The 17,315-nt window shown below is 39.8% G+C and carries 16 protein-coding genes; 9 read left to right on the top strand and 7 right to left on the bottom strand.

The features are described from left to right. Nucleotides 1–406: 406 nt before the first annotated feature. Nucleotides 407–3,220 carry a M16 family metallopeptidase gene (locus tag G0Q07_RS15030; RefSeq protein ID WP_163347626.1) on the bottom strand — a complete coding sequence of 938 codons (2,814 nt, stop codon included), beginning with the start codon at nucleotides 3,218–3,220 and terminating at the stop codon, nucleotides 407–409. Between the two features lie 188 nt (nucleotides 3,221–3,408). Between G0Q07_RS15030 and G0Q07_RS15025 the strand changes: the two genes are divergently transcribed. Then, a complete protein-coding gene (locus G0Q07_RS15025) occupies nucleotides 3,409–4,032 on the top strand; it encodes a cysteine hydrolase family protein (protein WP_163347624.1) in 624 nt (207 codons plus the stop codon). Between the two features lie 140 nt (nucleotides 4,033–4,172). Here G0Q07_RS15025 and G0Q07_RS15020 read toward each other — a convergent pair whose 3' ends face one another. Next, the gene (locus tag G0Q07_RS15020) at nucleotides 4,173–5,465 is read right to left on the bottom strand and encodes an aminotransferase class I/II-fold pyridoxal phosphate-dependent enzyme (protein WP_163347622.1); all 1,293 of its coding nucleotides are present in this window, start codon (nucleotides 5,463–5,465) and stop codon (nucleotides 4,173–4,175) included. A 162-nt stretch (nucleotides 5,466–5,627) separates the two neighbouring features. Next, nucleotides 5,628–6,047, bottom strand: a complete 420-nt coding sequence (locus G0Q07_RS15015) for a hypothetical protein (protein WP_163347614.1) — start codon at nucleotides 6,045–6,047, stop codon at nucleotides 5,628–5,630. A 109-nt stretch (nucleotides 6,048–6,156) separates the two neighbouring features. Between G0Q07_RS15015 and G0Q07_RS15010 the strand changes: the two genes are divergently transcribed. Continuing rightward, on the top strand, nucleotides 6,157–6,756 hold the full coding sequence (locus tag G0Q07_RS15010; protein ID WP_163347612.1) for an HAD family hydrolase: 600 nt from the start codon (nucleotides 6,157–6,159) through the stop codon (nucleotides 6,754–6,756). A gap of 68 nt (nucleotides 6,757–6,824) precedes the next feature. On the opposite strand, the gene G0Q07_RS15005 is transcribed toward G0Q07_RS15010, so the two are convergent. Both G0Q07_RS15005 and G0Q07_RS15000 read right to left on the bottom strand, forming a co-directional pair. After that, entirely contained in the window at nucleotides 6,825–8,450 is a 1,626-nt protein-coding gene (locus G0Q07_RS15005; RefSeq protein WP_163347609.1) for a hypothetical protein, read from the bottom strand. 18 nt (nucleotides 8,451–8,468) lie between these two features. Further along, a complete protein-coding gene (locus tag G0Q07_RS15000) occupies nucleotides 8,469–9,176 on the bottom strand; it encodes a hypothetical protein (RefSeq protein WP_163347607.1) in 708 nt (235 codons plus the stop codon). 138 nt (nucleotides 9,177–9,314) lie between these two features. Here G0Q07_RS15000 and uvrB point away from each other — a divergent pair, with 138 nt between their 5' ends. The 3 genes from uvrB to smpB all read left to right on the top strand — a co-directional run bounded on the left by uvrB (nucleotide 9,315) and on the right by smpB (nucleotide 12,583). Further along, a complete protein-coding gene (gene uvrB, locus G0Q07_RS14995; protein ID WP_163347605.1) occupies nucleotides 9,315–11,342 on the top strand; it encodes an excinuclease ABC subunit UvrB in 2,028 nt (675 codons plus the stop codon). A gap of 199 nt (nucleotides 11,343–11,541) precedes the next feature. Then, entirely contained in the window at nucleotides 11,542–12,105 is a 564-nt protein-coding gene (locus G0Q07_RS14990) for a Yip1 family protein (RefSeq protein WP_163347603.1), read from the top strand. A 16-nt stretch (nucleotides 12,106–12,121) separates the two neighbouring features. After that, nucleotides 12,122–12,583: an SsrA-binding protein SmpB gene (smpB, locus tag G0Q07_RS14985; protein ID WP_163347601.1), complete on the top strand. Its 462-nt coding sequence runs from the start codon at nucleotides 12,122–12,124 to the stop codon at nucleotides 12,581–12,583. A gap of 165 nt (nucleotides 12,584–12,748) precedes the next feature. On the opposite strand, the gene G0Q07_RS14980 is transcribed toward smpB, so the two are convergent. Both G0Q07_RS14980 and udk read right to left on the bottom strand, forming a co-directional pair. Next, nucleotides 12,749–13,471 (bottom strand): 3'-5' exonuclease, encoded by a 723-nt coding sequence (locus G0Q07_RS14980; protein ID WP_163347592.1) that lies wholly within the window; start codon nucleotides 13,469–13,471, stop codon nucleotides 12,749–12,751. After that, entirely contained in the window at nucleotides 13,471–14,085 is a 615-nt protein-coding gene (gene udk, locus G0Q07_RS14975) for a uridine kinase (protein ID WP_163347590.1), read from the bottom strand. The genes G0Q07_RS14980 and udk overlap by 1 nt, the downstream gene beginning before the upstream one ends. Nucleotides 14,086–14,190: 105 nt before the next feature. Here udk and G0Q07_RS14970 point away from each other — a divergent pair, with 105 nt between their 5' ends. The 4 genes from G0Q07_RS14970 (at nucleotide 14,191) to G0Q07_RS14955 (ending at nucleotide 17,299) form a co-directional block, all read left to right on the top strand. Continuing rightward, nucleotides 14,191–14,490 carry a Dabb family protein gene (locus G0Q07_RS14970; RefSeq protein ID WP_163347587.1) on the top strand — a complete coding sequence of 100 codons (300 nt, stop codon included), beginning with the start codon at nucleotides 14,191–14,193 and terminating at the stop codon, nucleotides 14,488–14,490. A 35-nt stretch (nucleotides 14,491–14,525) separates the two neighbouring features. Next, entirely contained in the window at nucleotides 14,526–15,509 is a 984-nt protein-coding gene (locus G0Q07_RS14965) for a type I phosphomannose isomerase catalytic subunit (protein ID WP_163347585.1), read from the top strand. Between the two features lie 46 nt (nucleotides 15,510–15,555). After that, entirely contained in the window at nucleotides 15,556–16,152 is a 597-nt protein-coding gene (gene yihA / locus G0Q07_RS14960) for a ribosome biogenesis GTP-binding protein YihA/YsxC (RefSeq protein WP_163347583.1), read from the top strand. 211 nt (nucleotides 16,153–16,363) lie between these two features. Continuing rightward, the gene (locus tag G0Q07_RS14955; RefSeq protein ID WP_246222909.1) at nucleotides 16,364–17,299 is read left to right on the top strand and encodes a ribose-phosphate pyrophosphokinase; all 936 of its coding nucleotides are present in this window, start codon (nucleotides 16,364–16,366) and stop codon (nucleotides 17,297–17,299) included. The last annotated feature ends 16 nt before the right edge of the window (nucleotides 17,300–17,315 follow it).

Below are 17,315 nucleotides of genomic sequence, written 5' to 3'. Positions count from 1 at the left end.
GGCGGGTCGTTTGCCTGGGGCTGAATTATTACGGACTTTCAGCCCTTTATTTTTTTTATCTCCTTTTGTCAGAAAAAGAAAGAGCGCTGAAAGTGCGTGTTATTTTAGCCCAGAGCAGAGTAATTCAACGAATTACGTCGCTCTGGGTTAGCTGTTGGCGATTCCTTGGAATCATGAATATTTTTTTTACGTCGCAGGGCGTAAACTAACGTTTAAACTGCAAAATCTTTCCCGCCGGCGTTTAAACGAACTTTCAGGCGTGAAAGCTTGTACCTACTGCTTTTAAACAAAAGTTTAAGCTTCGGAAATGTTTTTTTCTTTAAACATTTAATCAAATTAGTTCTGCAATAAAAAAGTCCATGATTTCAAAACCATGGACTTTCTTTTATCGTTGTTAAGGACTTATCTATTCTGCTTTTTTCGGTAAGAAAACCACATCTACAACATCAGCATCAGAATAAAATGCTTTGGTGAATTTTTGAATTTGCGCAGTTGTTAAGCCTTCCAAAATAGCATCGAAATTTTCTTCAGCATCAGTATTAAATCCGTGGTAATACTTGTTGTAAAGAGCATTCATCCAGTAACTGTTATGTTCTTTGGCTTGTGCACGCTCTTTTTTCATGTTCAGAATAACTTTGTCCAGATCATCCTGTGTTGGGCCTTCTGCAACAATTTTGTCAATTTCGCGGAAAATGATCGATTTCAGATGATCAGCTTTTTCAGGATCGGTATCGAAATTAATTTGCAGTGTTTTTCTTTCGTATGGGTATTGGTTCGACGATGATCCAACTCCAACGCCATAGGTGCCACCTTCTTTTTCACGTACCTCTTCGGTGTAACGTAAACGTAGAATGCCTTGTAATACATCAAGTTTAATATTGCTCTCAGGAGTATAAGCCAGTTCGGTACGGACAAGAATATTAACTGTTCCTTTTTCAGTTTGTAATGGTACATCAATTTTCTTTTCGGTAGTACCACTTGGTATTCTTATCTTGTGGTCAATCCATTTTTCTTCTCCCGGCAGGTCTTTCAAAGATCCGATATACTTTACGGCCATTTCTTTTGCCACATTTTCTTCTATATTTCCTACAATAAAAAAGGTGAAATCACCGGCATCTTTAAAACGGTCGTTGTAAACCTCTTCCATTTGTGCAAAGTTGATCTCATCGAACATGGAGGCAGACATGAGTTTCGTGCGCTCGTTGTAGTCGGTTGCAATCAACGTAAGGGAATCGCTCATAATCTTTTGCGGATTATTTGCCATGTTTTGCAGGAAGGCCACATACCTTGTTTTTAATGCTTCGTAGGCTTCTTTATCGAAACGCGGATTGTTAAACTGCAAATACAGCAACTGCATCATTACCTCAAAATCTTTAGGTGTACTGCTGCCGTTAAAGCCTTCTGTTAATCGACCGAGGCTGGTTGCCACTGCTGCCGTTTTTCCGGTCAATACTTTGCGCAAAGCAATGGCATCGAATTCTCCAACACCAAACGATCCAATAAACTGTGGAAGCATACTTGCAGCCTGCAGGTCCTCTGCATCCAGCAATGAATTTCCACCTGGGCTGTATGCGCGTAACGAAACTTCATCTTTTTCGTAGTCGGCATGTTTAAACACCACTGTGGCATTATTGCTCAGTTTCCACTCTACTGCATCCAGTTCGTCCAGTTGTTTTGTTGAAACAACGTCCGCTCCCGGTAATTCACCTTCAATTAGTGAGGCAGCTTCGGCTGTATCTTCGTATGGTTCGATGGTTGAATTCTCCACTTCATCCAAAATAGCCAGAGCTTCTTCTTCCGTGAGGTGTTTTGCTCCACCATCCGGACCGGTAATAACTATTGCCCGATTTTTGTCAACAATCATATCGGTGGCCAGTTTGTTCACATCGGCCAAGGTAATTGTCTGCATAATAGCTTGACCAAATTGCCAATCGAACTCAGCATCAGTCAGCGGTTCGCCTTCAAGGAAGTAGTTTGTAATGCCACTAACATATTGGTCGTTGCTAATTTTGTCGCGCTGTTTGTAGGCACTTTCCATGGAGGTAAGCAGGTTTACCTTAGCGCGGTTCAATTCGCCATCGGTAAATCCGTGATGAACAATGCGCTGTGCTTCCGTGTAAATCGCTTTCAATCCTTCATCTTCTTTATCGGGATTAGCAGTAGCTGTAATGAAAGCAGCATCGTAGCCTCTTACAAATCCACTTATCTGGACACTTCCGCTAATAAATGGAGGATTTCCTTTTTGAAGCAGTTCCGAAATTCGTTCGCGACTCATTTGATTAAAAAGGGTGGCGATATAATCGTCGCGCAAATACCCAATATTTTTATCGTCGCGTGAGACTCCTTTGTGTTTTATATAGATTGAAATGCTTGAATTTGTTGCTTCTTCATCAGTTGCCAAAACAAACTTTGTTTCATCGTGCTCCGGGATTTCAAAATGTGGACGAGGTTGCGGATTTTCAACCGCCGGTATTTTCGAGAACAAGTCTTTTACTTTTGCTTCAACCTGGTCAACATCAATATCGCCAACAATTGCAATGGCCTGCAAATCGGTGCGGTACCAGTCGTGGTAGAAACTGCGTAAAGTTTCCGGTTCAAAGGTTTTAATGATGTTCAAATCGCCAATCACATCGCGCTCGGCCCATTTGGAACCTTCAAAAACTACAGGGAACCACTGATTGCGCATTCTGAAACCTGCATTACGCCGTGTTCTCCACTCTTCTGAAATTACACCACGTTCGTTCTCAATTTCTTCATCGCTTAGCAACAGGTAGTTCGACCAGTCGTTCAATACCAAAAGGCATGAATCAATTAGTCCTTCGCGAGTAGCTGGTACATCACTAAGGTTATAAACTGTTTCGTTGAATGATGTGTAGGCGTTAATATTTCGCCCAAAAGCTACACCGTTTTTTTCCAGATAATCCAGAAATCCTTTTCCAGGATAGTGTTGGGTACCGTTAAAAGCCATGTGCTCTAAAAAGTGAGCAAGACCGTTCTGATTGTCGTTTTCGAGCAGGGCACCAACATTTTGTATCATATAAAAGCTTACCCGTTCTTTGGGTTCTTCGTTATGACGAATAAAATAGGTCATCCCATTCTCCAGTTTTCCTGTTCTGATAGCAGGATCAACTGGTACTGCCTGTTTGAGCATGTCTTGTGCCGACACCAAAATTGGGGCAATTACTAAAAATGCCAGCATGGTAAAAACAAATTTTTTCATATTTTCTTTTTTGTAGTTCGTTGTTGAACTGTGTTTGAATTTAAGTATTACTTTGTGAGTATTCTATTAACATCTGAAATTACAGAAGGCATGAAAATAGTGATTAATTTTTTTGTTTTAGTAATTTTAAAAGATTTTAACAGCGAAGTTGAGGCTAAAATTTCATGCTGCATTTAAATGATAAAGAAATGGAAAACGAGAAACTAATATTTTGGAACGTCGACACCCAAGTAGATTTTGTAGAGCCCGAAGGCAAGTTATATGTCGAAGGTGCTGAAAAAATAAAACCACTTTGGCAGCAAATTACTGATTTTGCAAAGCAAAAAAATATTTGTGTAGTAAATACCGCTGATTTTCATTATTCTGAATCGGCCGAGCTATCAGATACTCCTGACTTTGTAAATACTTTCCCGCAACACTGTATGGCTAACACGCCCGGGGCAGAATATGTTGCCGAAACGCAACCTGAAGAGCCGGTGATATTTGATTGGAATTATGACTATAATAATTTTGAAGCGGTTCAATCGGCAAGGAATATTGTCATTCGGAAAGATGCTTTTGATGTGTTTGCCGGAAATCCATTTACCGATAATATATTGGAAAATATCAATCCTGAAATCGTGGTGGTTTATGGTGTTACAACCAATGTTTGTGTAAACGATGCGGTTGTTGGGCTGTCGAAAAGGGTGGAGCGCGTTATTGTGATAGAAGATGCAATTAAAGAACTTCCCAATATTCCTTTGCCGTTTGAAGAATGGGAAAAATTGGGCGTTGAAATGATGACTTTCGAGGATTTAGCAGCTAAACTTTAAACTGTCATTTCGAAGGAGGAACGACTGAGAAATCTGCAGCATTCTTGATGGAAAAGATTTCTCACGTTGTTCGAATGACATAAAAAAAGCCGCATCAAAAAAATGAAGCAGCTTTTCCGGGCTGTGACTGAACACAGTTGTTATTTCTTGCAGTCTTTACAAGCCTTGTAAATACCGTCGAACAATTCTTTTACATGAGTGGCCGCTACTGCCGAGAATGCAATTCGTAGTACGTTACCCAACGCGATTAATCCTATTCCGTATTTTTTTATCAATACCTGGCGTACTTCATCACCAACCAGCCCGTCGGCCAACTGGATACACATAAAGTAACCCGAGTTATACGGAATGGCCTTAAAACATTCTGTATATTTTTCTTCGGTTAATGCCTCTTTTACCGCATCGTAACGTTTTTGCATGATGTGGTATTTCGCTTCTTTTTGCTGCGTATATTCAATACTTTCGAAAGCTGAAAGTAGTAGCGATTGCGAAATATTGGCGGCATTCGAAATATTTCCACGAATGGCACCGGCTGTTTTTGCTTCAAGCGCAGTGTATAATTCGGCATCCCCACCTTTTATTCCGTAGGTTATAAATCCAACGCGGAATCCCCAAACGTAATCTTCTTTTGTAGCCCCATCAACTTTTACGGCCAACACGTTTTCGTGTAACTGACTGAGTGGCGAAAAAATACTTTCCGTAGCAATCCCTTCTTCATAAACCAATCCGAAGTAAGCATCATCGGTAATGGTAACGATTTTATTGCCCGCTTCGGCTGCTTTTGCTATAATGGCTACAATTGCATCTTGCTCTTCTATTGTTGGTGTGTAACCCGATGGATTATTCGGAAAATTCAGGACAACGATTTTTTTGCCAATTTCACCTTCATTAAGTTTGGTTTCAAAAGCTTCAAGATCGAAACCTCCCTCTTTAAACAAGTTGAATTTGCTTAACGAGCAGCCGTATGCATTTGTTAGAGTCAGATTATAGTTTCCCCAAAAAAGATCGGGAACGATAATTTCATCTTCCGGATTTGCAAACATATAACCGGCCATGCTAATACCGTGCGTAAGCGCGTTAGTAACTACCGGCAGACTTAGCTCAACCCCATCGAGCGATGGATTTTTACCGTAGATCATGCTTTTCCATTTTGCCCTGATATCGGGCCGACCAAAACTAGGAGCATACGGAAAAACCAACGATGGATCCATATTGATCTTTGAAGCCACAGCTTCCAGTCGCATGGGTGTTCCGTCATCTTCAATTGCGGCTCCAATGGTTGCATTTATCTTTGTGCCTTTCGCTTCAGCTGTTTGTCCCAGAATTCCTTTTTTTGGAAAGAAAATATTCTTTCCTCTCTCCGAAAGTAGTTCAAAAACGGGGGTGCTTTTTGCTTGAATTATGCTGTTAAGTTCAGCAGCCTGTGGATTCATAATCAATAAATTTGTCTGTTATTATTTTGGTGCAAGATAGGAAAACCCCTAATGAAAACCGAAGTTTTGTTAACAAGTTGAATTCATTTTTTATAAATAGCTAACATATTGAAAGTAGAGGCTTGAGGGATAAATTACATTGGCTTAAAAAACTAAGCAAAACTATACCGAACGTACTGCTCCTACCACAATAAAAAATCCGAGCAAAGCAACAAGGCTGGCAAGTACAACAAATAATCGATAATACTTCTTATTCAGCCAATCGAGAATAAGGGCTGCCATAGCCAATACGGATGATGCAATAAAACCCAGGTAGGCAGGTAATAGTTGTGCTTCAATGGGCGCTTCATTTATAATTAGGTCGTTTAGCTCTTCTTGCATTACCTCTTCGGGTGTTAGAAATTGGCCGGGCGCAAGGTAATCGCCCAAAATTACGTATAGCGAAAAGAAGCCCAATGCGATAAAGGCAGTCAGGCCAATTAAACGAAAAGCTTTTTTGTTTTCTACCCAGCCGTAAACTATGCCAAAAAGTGCAGCGAAAACAAACCACTGGGGAAATGTGTAAAGAAATACTTCTGTCATCGATTATTAAATTACCGGAAACAAAGGTTAACATTTTTCTTAAATGTAAAAAGCCCTTTCAATATTCAGGTAGTAAAAGCTTACTTTTGCCAATAATAAAATAGAAACAATGCAAAAATTAGAAATAAATTCAAAAGCAAAAGGTTTAATATTTGATTTGGATGGAACACTGGCCGATACCATGCCCGTACATTTTGTTGCTTACCAAAAGATCCTGGGAAAGTATGGTATTGATTATTCAGCAAAAATGTTTTTGGCATTGGCAGGAGTTCCGGTTGTTGAAACCATTGTTAAAATTAACGAGGTTTATGGCTCATCGCTTAATCCCGAGGAAGTGGGGAATGAAAAAGAGGCAGAATACGAACGTATGATGCACAAAATTAAACCAATTGATCCGGTAATTGATCTGGTAAAACAATACCATGGAAAGCTGCCAATTGCTGTGGGAACCGGTGGTTGTACCCGTCTCTCCTGGAAAGCGCTTGAAATAATTGGATTAAAAGATTATATCGAAATTTTGGTTTCTGCTGATGATGTTAAAAATCCAAAACCACATCCCGAAACTTTTTTACGCTGCGCCGAACAAATGGGAGTTGCTCCTGCAGACTGCCAGGTTTTTGAAGATGGAGAGCCCGGAATGAAAGCTGCTCATTCGGCAGGCATGATGGCCACTCTGGTAATCGATTATTACGATGTTTTTAAGGCATAAAAAAAAAGGATTCAAGATTTAGTGAATATAACTAAATTCTGAATCCTTTTTAAAATTAGGTTAAGGTTTTACCACCCCATATCATTGCAAATATTCTGCTTAAACTCATGATCAATTATAAACCTTGTCCGACCGTCTTCCAATTGTTCGGCTTCAACTTTCGAGTTGGTTTTGTTAATGTAATTTCCGTTGGCATCAAATTTAGTTGAAAAATCTGCTGTTTCCCATTCATCTTCCCATAATAATCGTAAGACGTAAACTTCGTCGGGTTTAGCCAGCACATTTACAATTCCTCCTTCCATATCTATTCCCTGCCAGTCATCGTTGCTATTTTTTATCCGAATCTGGCCACTGTAAGTTGGCGCAATTGCAATTGTAGGATTATCGGGGCAAATAGCTTTTAAAACAATCTGGTATTCTTCGTAACCATCAGTCATTTCAACATCTACATCGTATGTTCCGCTGCAAAGGTCTGAAACCGATAAATCGCTAATTGGTGCAAAGGCCGGATTGTTATTTCTGAAAATAAAAGTTGCTGCACCTGAGGGAACATTCTCCATTTTAAAAGTCTCAGGAAATTTACCCTTAAAGTTGGTGCTTTTAATCATTAATCCATTGGCATCATAAATATCAGCATCAATTGAAAAGCTGGATTGAACGTTTGACGTGAATTTTATTTCGGCACCAGTGGAACAAATATCAAGAGAAGCCTCCGCAACCAGGTACGAGAAGTCGGTTGAAGTGAACCATTTACTTTTTCCCGAGAAACTCCAGCTGGCGGTTTCAAAATTGGTAAATCCAAACATGTCCGGCTCCGAAGAATACAGATAAGAGCAGGTTGCTGTTATTCCACCATTCTGAAAGTTGGTGACCAAACGTCCGTCAATTACTAACGAGCCAAAACTTCCTGATTCCAGTTTGTGAAATAGAGCCGATTTCGTTTGTCCATCAACATGTACAAGGTCAATGCCGGCATTATAATCGGTTTTTTTATTGTCTATTGTTAATTGCAGAAAATTTTCTTTGTTGCTGTTTGCATAGGCCGTTTCCAGTTCTTCAACACTGTTGAATAGCTGATTTCCGAATGAATCAGTGAATTGAATCATATCAGCTTTTGTTATGCTGAACTGAATTTTATGCGGTTTTTCTTCTACTGATCCTGATTTTTCAACGAGGTAGGAGAAAATAAATGAATCATCATTTTCCGTTCCGGTAAGTGTATCATCTTCGCCCGATTCTTTAACAAGCTGTAGTTCGAAGGTTTTTTTCCCTTCTGATAGTAGTTCAATTCCCTGAGAAAAAGCCTGGTAACCATCAACCTCAACATGAATTCCGAAAGTAAACGGATTTGTTGCTGAAACCGGAACATTTGGATCAATAGTAAGCTCCATTTGCCCTTGCGGAGTGATGTATTCGCTGTTTTTTTCACCGGCAAAATTTACAATGTCGTTTGCGTTCTTTCCTGTAAACCATATTTTAGCCGACTTGGTAATCAACGAATTGTCGTTGGCATCTACCAGTCTGAAATCCACACGGCTGGTAAAAAAATTGAAATCAACGATCAGAAGGTTTATATCTTCACCCGTGTCTTTATCGATTGTCGGATCATCTAACATTTTTCCGCAACCAAAAATTGCCGCTGCTAAAAAAAGCCCAACTATTATTTTGGAAAAGTGTGATACTTTGTTTTTCATACAGTTGTGTTTTTGCTATTAAAATAGTTTTACTGCGAGCCCTAGTTTTATAACCGGGTAAATTTTGTACGCATCAAACTGGTATTCCAGGTATTCTGCCTGTCCGAAAGCGGGATCGGCAGTAGGAGCCAACAAACCGGTAGCTTCAATTTCAATATCCGGAGGCCCCATGTAATACAAGCCTGTTTCAAAACTAAAAACAATTCCTTCGCGTTTCCCCCAAAAAGAACGATATCCGGCACCGCCATAGGGCGAAACACTCAGGCCTGGTTTTGCAGTAATTAAAAAATCTCCAATTTCTTCCGATGGAATAATAATATCTCCATATTCAAAGTCGCTAATCGCGTAACCTGTAACTTCCGTGTTGAACGAGCTGAATACGGCTCCTGCCGAAATATAGAGGTTCTTTGTATAGGCAAAATCTACCAGGGCAAGCAGGCCTCCGGTTTTAAAATCCATATTAGCATTGTAACTAATGTCGTTTTCGTCAAAATTAAAATCATAGCTTAACGACAGGGTTTCGTATCCGGCTCTAAACGAGAACTTATCGTTTAGCGCATAGCGTAAATTTCCGCCAAATCCATTGGTAGAGATTTGCCCGCCAATATATAGCCCATTGGGTTTCGATGTCTGGAAGCTTGGAGTTACAGTTTCGTTTTGTGCTAATGTTAAGGCAGAAATTCCAAAAAAAAGCACAATGAAACACATGTGTTTTATCCAATTCATATTTAGTACGTTATGAAGCAATTTGGGTCCAACCAAATCACCAATTTTTAATGATCGCGGGCAAAAATAGGGAAAAAAGTAGGTGGAGGTCGTTATATTAGGACTAAATTTGGAGTGAATAATACTTAGAAAAGCCTAATGGATTTTAACGTAGTATCGGATTATAAACCTACCGGAGATCAGCCGGAGGCAATAAGGCAACTAACTGAAGGAGTGAAGAGTGGAGAGCGTTTTCAAACCTTGCTTGGCGTAACAGGTTCGGGGAAAACATTTACCATGGCCAATGTTATTAAAGAAGTACAACGCCCCACATTGGTGTTGAGCCATAATAAAACACTAGCTGCGCAATTGTACAGCGAAATGAAGCAGTTTTTTCCGGAGAACGCCGTGGAGTATTTTGTTTCATACTATGATTATTACCAGCCGGAAGCTTATTTGCCAACCACCGATACCTATATCGAAAAAGACTTATCCATTAATGAGGATATTGAAAAACTACGCTTGAGTACGACATCGGCTTTGCTTTCCGGAAGACGCGATGTTGTGGTGGTTTCTTCAGTTTCGTGTTTATACGGAATTGGAAACCCGGAGGACTTTCACGCAAACGTAACAAAGGTGAGTGTTGGCGACGAAGTTTCGCGAAACGCCTTGCTGTACAGTTTTGTTGAAGCTCTGTACAGCAGGAGTGAGGTGGAGTTCAAACGAGGAAATTTTAGGGTTAAAGGAGATACGGTTGATATTTTTCCGGCTTATGCAGATGTGGCCTATCGGATTACTTTTTGGGGCGATGAAATTGAAGAACTGGCAAGTTTTGATCCGGAAGACGGCCTGACGATTGAAACAATGGATGAAATTGTAATTTATCCGGCCAATATTTTTGTTACCACAAAAGACCGCATGAAAACTGCCATTCATCAAATTCAGGATGATTTGGTGAAACAGGTGGAGTTTTTTAAAGAAATTGGAAAACCCCTCGAAGCAAAACGCATTTTGGAGCGTACCGAATACGATATGGAAATGATGCGTGAATTGGGCTATTGCCCGGGAGTAGAAAACTATTCGCGTTATTTTGATGGGCGCTCACCCGGAACAAGACCATTCTGTTTGATGGACTATTTTCCTGATGATTTTTTGGTGGTGATTGACGAAAGCCATGTTACCATTGGACAAATTAGAGCCATGTATGGTGGCGATAACTCTAGGAAAGTAAATCTGGTAGAATACGGATTTCGATTGCCCGCAGCTATTGATAACCGCCCGCTAAAATTTGAAGAATTTGAGAAGCTCGTAAATCAGGTGGTTTATGTAAGTGCCACGCCGTCCGATTATGAGCTGGAAAAATGCGAAGGAGTTGTGGTTGAGCAGATTATTCGCCCAACCGGATTGCTGGATCCAATAATTGATGTACGGCCAAGTGCCAATCAAATCGATGATTTGTTGCACGAAATTCATATTCGGATTGATAAAAACGAGCGGGTATTAGTTACTACGCTAACCAAAAGAATGGCGGAAGAATTATCGAAATACCTGGTGAATATGGGCGTAAAAACCCGGTATATTCACTCTGATGTAGATACGATGGAGCGTGTGGAAATAATGGAGCAATTGCGAAGAGGAGACTTTGATGTGCTGGTGGGTATCAACTTGTTGCGGGAAGGGCTGGATTTACCCGAAGTGTCGCTGGTAGCAATTCTGGATGCTGATAAAGAAGGTTTTTTACGCTCTGAACGATCGCTTACACAAACGGCTGGTAGGGCAGCACGTAATCTTAACGGCATGGTAATTATGTATGCCGATAAAGTTACCAAATCCATGCAGAAAACCATCGACTCGACCAACTACCGCCGCGAAAAGCAGCTGAAATACAATGAAGAGCACAACATTGTACCAACAGCAATTGTAAAACCAACCCGCGAAATTATTGGATACAAGTACCGTAGCGATAAGAATAAGGAATATGAAGGAGGAATGGGCCAACCCGATATTGCCGCAGATCCGGTTGTTCAATACATGAGTGTTGAAGGATTGGAAAAAGCTGTTGAAAAAACGAAAAAACAAATGCAGGCATCCGCTAAAGATCTCGATTTTATTGAGGCTGCCCGTTTGCGAGACGAGATGTTTGCATTGCAAGCACTTATCCAGGAACGAAAGCAGAATAAAAAATAGCGTTAGGAACGCGGTGAAAGTTTGGAGTTCAGAATCCCAGTGCTCAAAGTCTCAGCGCTCACCGCCTCACCGCCTCACCATCTCACAGTCTCACAGTCTCACCCTCCCTGTTCGTTTAATAACTTTTACAAGGAACTCTCATCCAGCATAAATAGTATGTTCTTTAAAAAAGTGTATTTTTGCGGCAAAATTGTGAGTGATGGAGTTTTCATTTTCAAAACTTATTGGAGAAGTCAAATTTATAATTGTAAATCCGAAAGGATTTTGGGTGGAGCAAAAGGAAACGGCTGACGACCAAAAACTTTGGTTGACCTACTTATTGCCAATTGCATTGGCAGGGGCAGTGGCTGTTTTTATTGGCGAGTTTTTTCAGCGTAGCGATTTTTTTGTTCAGTTCCCGCTGTTTAAAGCCTCCCGCGAAGTTTTACTTTTTGTATTGCAATACTTCATCAGCGTATTTTTTACCAAAGAGTTGATGAAGACTTTTGGTACTGAAAAGAATGTTGATGTTGCCCGTAAACTGGTGGTTTATTCGATGACACCAATGCTTTTGGTTTCGGTAATTACCGGTTTGTTTCCTTTTTTGTATGTGGTTGATATTATAGGGATGTACAGTTTTTATCTGTTTTGGATTGGCGCAAAGGAATTATTAACTTTCCCCGACGGCAAGGAGCACAGTTATATTTTAATCACAATTGTGGTTAACTTTTTTATATTTAGTTTTTTAAGTATTTTCTTATCGAAACTACTACTCAGTTTTTAATACATTTACCGGAAATATGTCACACAAACCACAACAAAATATTAGCCTTAAAAATCGTAAAGCCTCTTTTAACTATGAGCTTATCGAACGTTTTGTGGCCGGAATAAAATTGGTAGGAACAGAAATTAAATCCATTCGTAACGGAAAGGTTAACCTTACCGATTCTTTCTGTACCTTGATAAAAGGCGAAATGTATGTGATAAATCTGCACATTGCTGAATACGAAATGGGTACGGTAAATAACCATATCGCCAAACGCGACCGGAAGTTATTACTCAACAAAAAAGAAATTGAAAAGCTCGATAAGAAGTTAAAAGAATCGGGACTTACAATTGTGCCCACAAAATTGTTTGTGAATGACCGCGGATTAGCAAAACTGGAGATCGCTTTGGCCCGCGGTAAAAAAACATACGACAAACGCGAGACGCTAAAAAGCAAAGATGCCAAACGCGAGATGGATCGGGTGATGAAGTTTTAACGCCGCGTAATCTCAAGGCAAAAGTAGAAAGTTGAGAACAGCAACGCTGGGCGAAATCCCGCCCGAAGCGTCGGGAGCAAAAGAAAGTTTCAGATTCAATGTCAGAATCAATCTTCCTCAATCTCAATGTCTAACTATCTCAGTGCTCGCCATCTCTTCCTCAACCTAAACACTTTCCAAATTTTCAAAAGGAATAATCTTATCGCCTTTGTATTTTAACAGCAGGTTGGCAACAGCCATTGTATCTTTTTCGCAGTATTTTACTATACGGTCGATATCATTTTCTTCCCAATAAACTTTGGCAACCTGGCTGCCGTCAATGTCGTCTTTTGGAGTGGGAATATTAAACAGTTCGCACAGGAGCGACAAAGAGGTGTAGTGTTTGTAATCACCAAATTTCCATAGCTGCAATGTGTCTATCAAAATATCTTTTACTTCCCAGGGTTTCGCTCCGGCAATGTCGAGTACTTTGGGAAGCGTTAAATTATTCACTAAAGCTCTTCTTGAGATATAGGGGAAGTCAAATTCTTGACCATTATGTGCACATAACCTGCGTTTTCCGGCCCGACCAAAACCATCCAGCGCATTAAAGAAATTCTGGATCAACGTTTTTTCGTCGTCATCATAAAACGATTTTACACGGAAAAAGGGTTCTCCTTTTTTCTGGACCACGTAACCAGCAGAAATACATGCTATTTTACCAAACTCTGCATAAATTCCTGCCCGCTCGTACAGCTCGTCTGGTAGCTTGCCATCGTTAATCTGGAATTGCATTTTGCGCTCCCAAAGTTGCTGCCATTTTTCATTTAACTCGGTATATTCCGGTGCTAGTGGCACGGTTTCAATGTCGAGAAAAAGAATCTCTTCGATGTTTAAATTTTTAAGCATCAGGTTTTGTTTAATGTTTGTAGTATGTGGTTGGTTAAAATCTGGATGGCAATTTTGTTCTTACCTCCCTGAGGGATTATAATATCGGCAAAACGTTTTGTTGGCTCGATAAACTGAATGTGACTAGGGCGAACGGTTTTATTGTATCGTTTAAGTACCTGCTCAACGTCTCTTCCGCGCTCTTGAATATCCCGTTGTATAACTCGTGCCAGTCGAACATCCGAGTCGCAGTCAACATAAACTTTTATGTCCATTAAATCGCGAAGCATTTTATTTGTAAGACACAATATTCCTTCAATAATTAATACTTTTTTGGGCTCAACACTATTGGTTTCAGTTTGCCGTGTACAACTTATAAACGAATAAACAGGTTCGTTAATAGCGTCACCATTTTTTAGTTTCTTCACGTGATCAATCATAAGATCAAATTCAATTGCATCGGGGTGGTCGAAATTTTTTTGCCTTCGTTCTTCCAGCGAAAGGTTACTGTTGTCGTAATAATACGAGTCGTGCGAAAGTATGGCAACCTCGTTATCAAAAAACTTTTCGCTGATTTTATTTACAACTGTGGTTTTTCCCGATCCGGTGCCGCCTGCAATGCCAATTACCAGCATACTGTTCAATTTATTTGTTAAATGATAATTGAAGATTAAAATTAAACGCTAAGAAAACACTATTTTCGCAGCCATAAAAGCACAAGTTACAAAAAATAGACAGCAATGATTAATCACGTCGTTCTTTTTAAATTGAAGGATTATCCGTCCGAAGAAAAAACGGAAATAATTGCCGAACTAAAAGCAATGCTATTGGGTTTAAAGGATAAAATCGCTGAACTAAAGCACATTGAAGTAGGCGAAAATTACGAATTAGATTCAAAAAGCTACGATATGGCTTTGCTTTCGCATTTCGAAAGTGTTGAAGACCTTGATGTATATCGGGTGCATCCCGAGCATTTAAAAGTAGTAAAACGCATTGGCGAAACTACCGATGCTCGTGCTGCTGTAGATTTTAACTTTTAATTTTTATAAATATTTATCGATAATCCGTACGAATTATGAGTAACCTTTATCCCATAAAGTTTAAACCAATCTTTCATGAAAAGATTTGGGGTGGAAATCGAATGAAAACCATTCTGAACAAAGATTTTGGCGATATGCCTAACTGTGGCGAAAGTTGGGAACTTTCAGGAGTAAATGGAAATATTTCGATGGTGAGCAACGGTTTTTTGGCCGGCAACGACTTGAATGAACTGATCGAAATCTACATGGGAGATTTGGTAGGTGATAAGGTCTACAAAAAATTTGGAGAGGAATTTCCGCTGCTTATTAAGTTTATCGATGCGCAGGACGATTTGTCTATTCAGGTGCATCCCGATGATAATCTATCGAAAGAAAGGCACAATGCCTACGGGAAAACAGAAATGTGGTATGTGGCCGGAGCCGAAAAAGGCGCACTTATTAATTCGGGTTTTAACCAGGAAGTTGATCGCGAGAAATACCTTGAATATCTTAATGCAGGAAAATTAACTGATTTGCTGCATTACGATGAGGCCGAAGTGGGTGATGTTTACTTTATCCCGGCAGGTCGTGTTCATGCTATTGGTAAAGGATGTTTGGTGGCCGAAATTCAGCAAACTTCGGATGTAACATACCGCATTTTCGATTACAACCGCAAAGACGATAAAGGAAACGAACGGGAATTACATACCGATTTGGCACTTGATGCCATTGATTTTTCGTACTCGAGTCGGTATAAAACAGACTATAGCACCGAGGAAAATAAAGCGGTAGAAATTGTAAACTGCCCGTATTTCACCACCAATATTATCGAATTCAATAAAGAGTTGGATAAAGATTACAACCAGCTCGATTCGTTTGTTATTTATATGACGTTGGAAGGCGATTTTGAAATTGTAACTGAAGGTGGCACAGAAAAAGTGACGATGGGAGAGACGGTTCTTTTGCCGGCCAGTCTGGAGTCAGTTCAGTTGAAACCAAAAAGTGAATCGGTAAAAATACTCGAGGTTTTTATTAAATAAAAGAATAATTCTTACCTTAAGAAATCATTCTAAAAACGCACCTTTTATGGAGATAAAGGAAGCTCAGTTTGTGATGAGCAATACTGAAGTTGATAAATGTCCGGCACCCGATCGGCCGGAGTATGCTTTTATAGGCCGGTCGAATGTGGGCAAATCATCGTTAATAAATATGCTCACCAACAAAAGATCGTTGGCGAAAATTTCAGGCAGACCCGGGAAAACCCGTTTAATCAATCATTTTCTAATTAACAAAGAATGGTACCTGGTTGATTTGCCTGGTTATGGTTATGCACAAGTGCCTAAAGCCGAACGATTGAAATGGGAGAAAATGCTCAAGAACTATATTCTGAAAAGAGAAAACCTGTACTGCCTGTTTGTGTTAATCGACTCGCGCCATGAAGCACAAAAAGTAGATCTTGAATTTATGGAATGGCTGGGTATTAGTGAAATTCCCTTCAATATTGTTTTTACAAAAACCGATAAGCTGAAACCAAAAGAACTGGAAAATAAATTAAAAGCATACGAAGAAAAGATGTTTGCAATTTGGGAAACGATGCCCGGTTATTTTATATCTTCGGCTGAAAAGGGAACTGGTAAAGACGAAATTCTTGGTTTGATAGCCGATGTGAATAAAGGAGAATGATTTTTCGTTGATTTGAACAACGTAAATAAGCCACAATAATTTAAGATACCTGTAAAGTTGTTAACTTTGCGGTATATCTGTAATATTCAATGAAACAAAAATGGCGAAACACAAAGTAATGCTGAATTTTACTACTGAAAAATACACCCGCAATTTCGCCATGTACCCTCCAAATCATTGTGTCGAAATAAAAATAATTAAATAAATGGAGATGAAAACGAACCCACTTAAAATTTTTACCGGACGGGCAACCAGATATTTAACTGAAAAAATTTGCGATAGTCTGGACGTTGATCTGGGGCATTCTTCGTGCCCGGTTTTTGCTGATGGCGAATTTGAACCATGCTACGAAGAGACCATTCGTGGCTCGCATATTTTTATTGTGCAATCAACACCTCCATCGGCCGATAACCTTTTGGAGCTGCTGCTTATGGTTGATGCAGCAAAACGTGCCAGTGCTTATAAAGTAATCGCAGTAATACCTTATTTTGGTTATGCGCGTCAGGATCGTAAAGATAAACCCAGGGTTTCAATAGGTGCCAAACTGATTGCTGACCTGCTTTCAGTTTCCGGAGTTGATCGACTTATTACTATGGATTTACACGCTGATCAGATTCAGGGATTCTTTAATGTTCCGGTTGACCATTTATATGCGTCAACACTTTTTGTTCCGTTCATAGAAAAAATGGGGCTGGACAATGTGATTATTGCATCGCCCGATGTGGGGGGGACAAAACGTGCCAATACTTATGCAAAAATGTTGAATACCGGTATTGTAATTTGCCATAAAACAAGAGCGCGTCCGAATGAAGTGGGTAACATGACTGTTATTGGTGATGTAGAAAATAAAGACGTGATTATAGTTGACGATATGATTGATACGGCGGGAACAATAACTAAAGCTGCCAACCTGATGAAGAAAAAGGGAGCTAGAAGTGTTCGTGCTTTTGCTGCACACGGTGTATTGTCGGGGCCGGCAGTGGAAAGGATTGAAAAATCGGAATTGGAAGAAGTGTATTTTACTGATTCGATAAAGCCAAAAACGGGCTGCGATAAAATTAAATACATCTCTACAGCCGAGGCTTTTGGCGAAGCCATTCGCAGGGTATATAAAAATCAGTCAATAAGTTCGTTATATTATAAATAATTTCTATTTTTGCACC

It is taken from the genome of Draconibacterium halophilum, from assembly GCF_010448835.1.
In the GTDB taxonomy this organism is placed as follows: Bacteria; Bacteroidota; Bacteroidia; order Bacteroidales; family Prolixibacteraceae; genus Draconibacterium; species Draconibacterium halophilum.
Note: the sequence above shows the minus strand (reverse complement) of the source record. Positions and strands in the feature narration are given on the sequence as shown.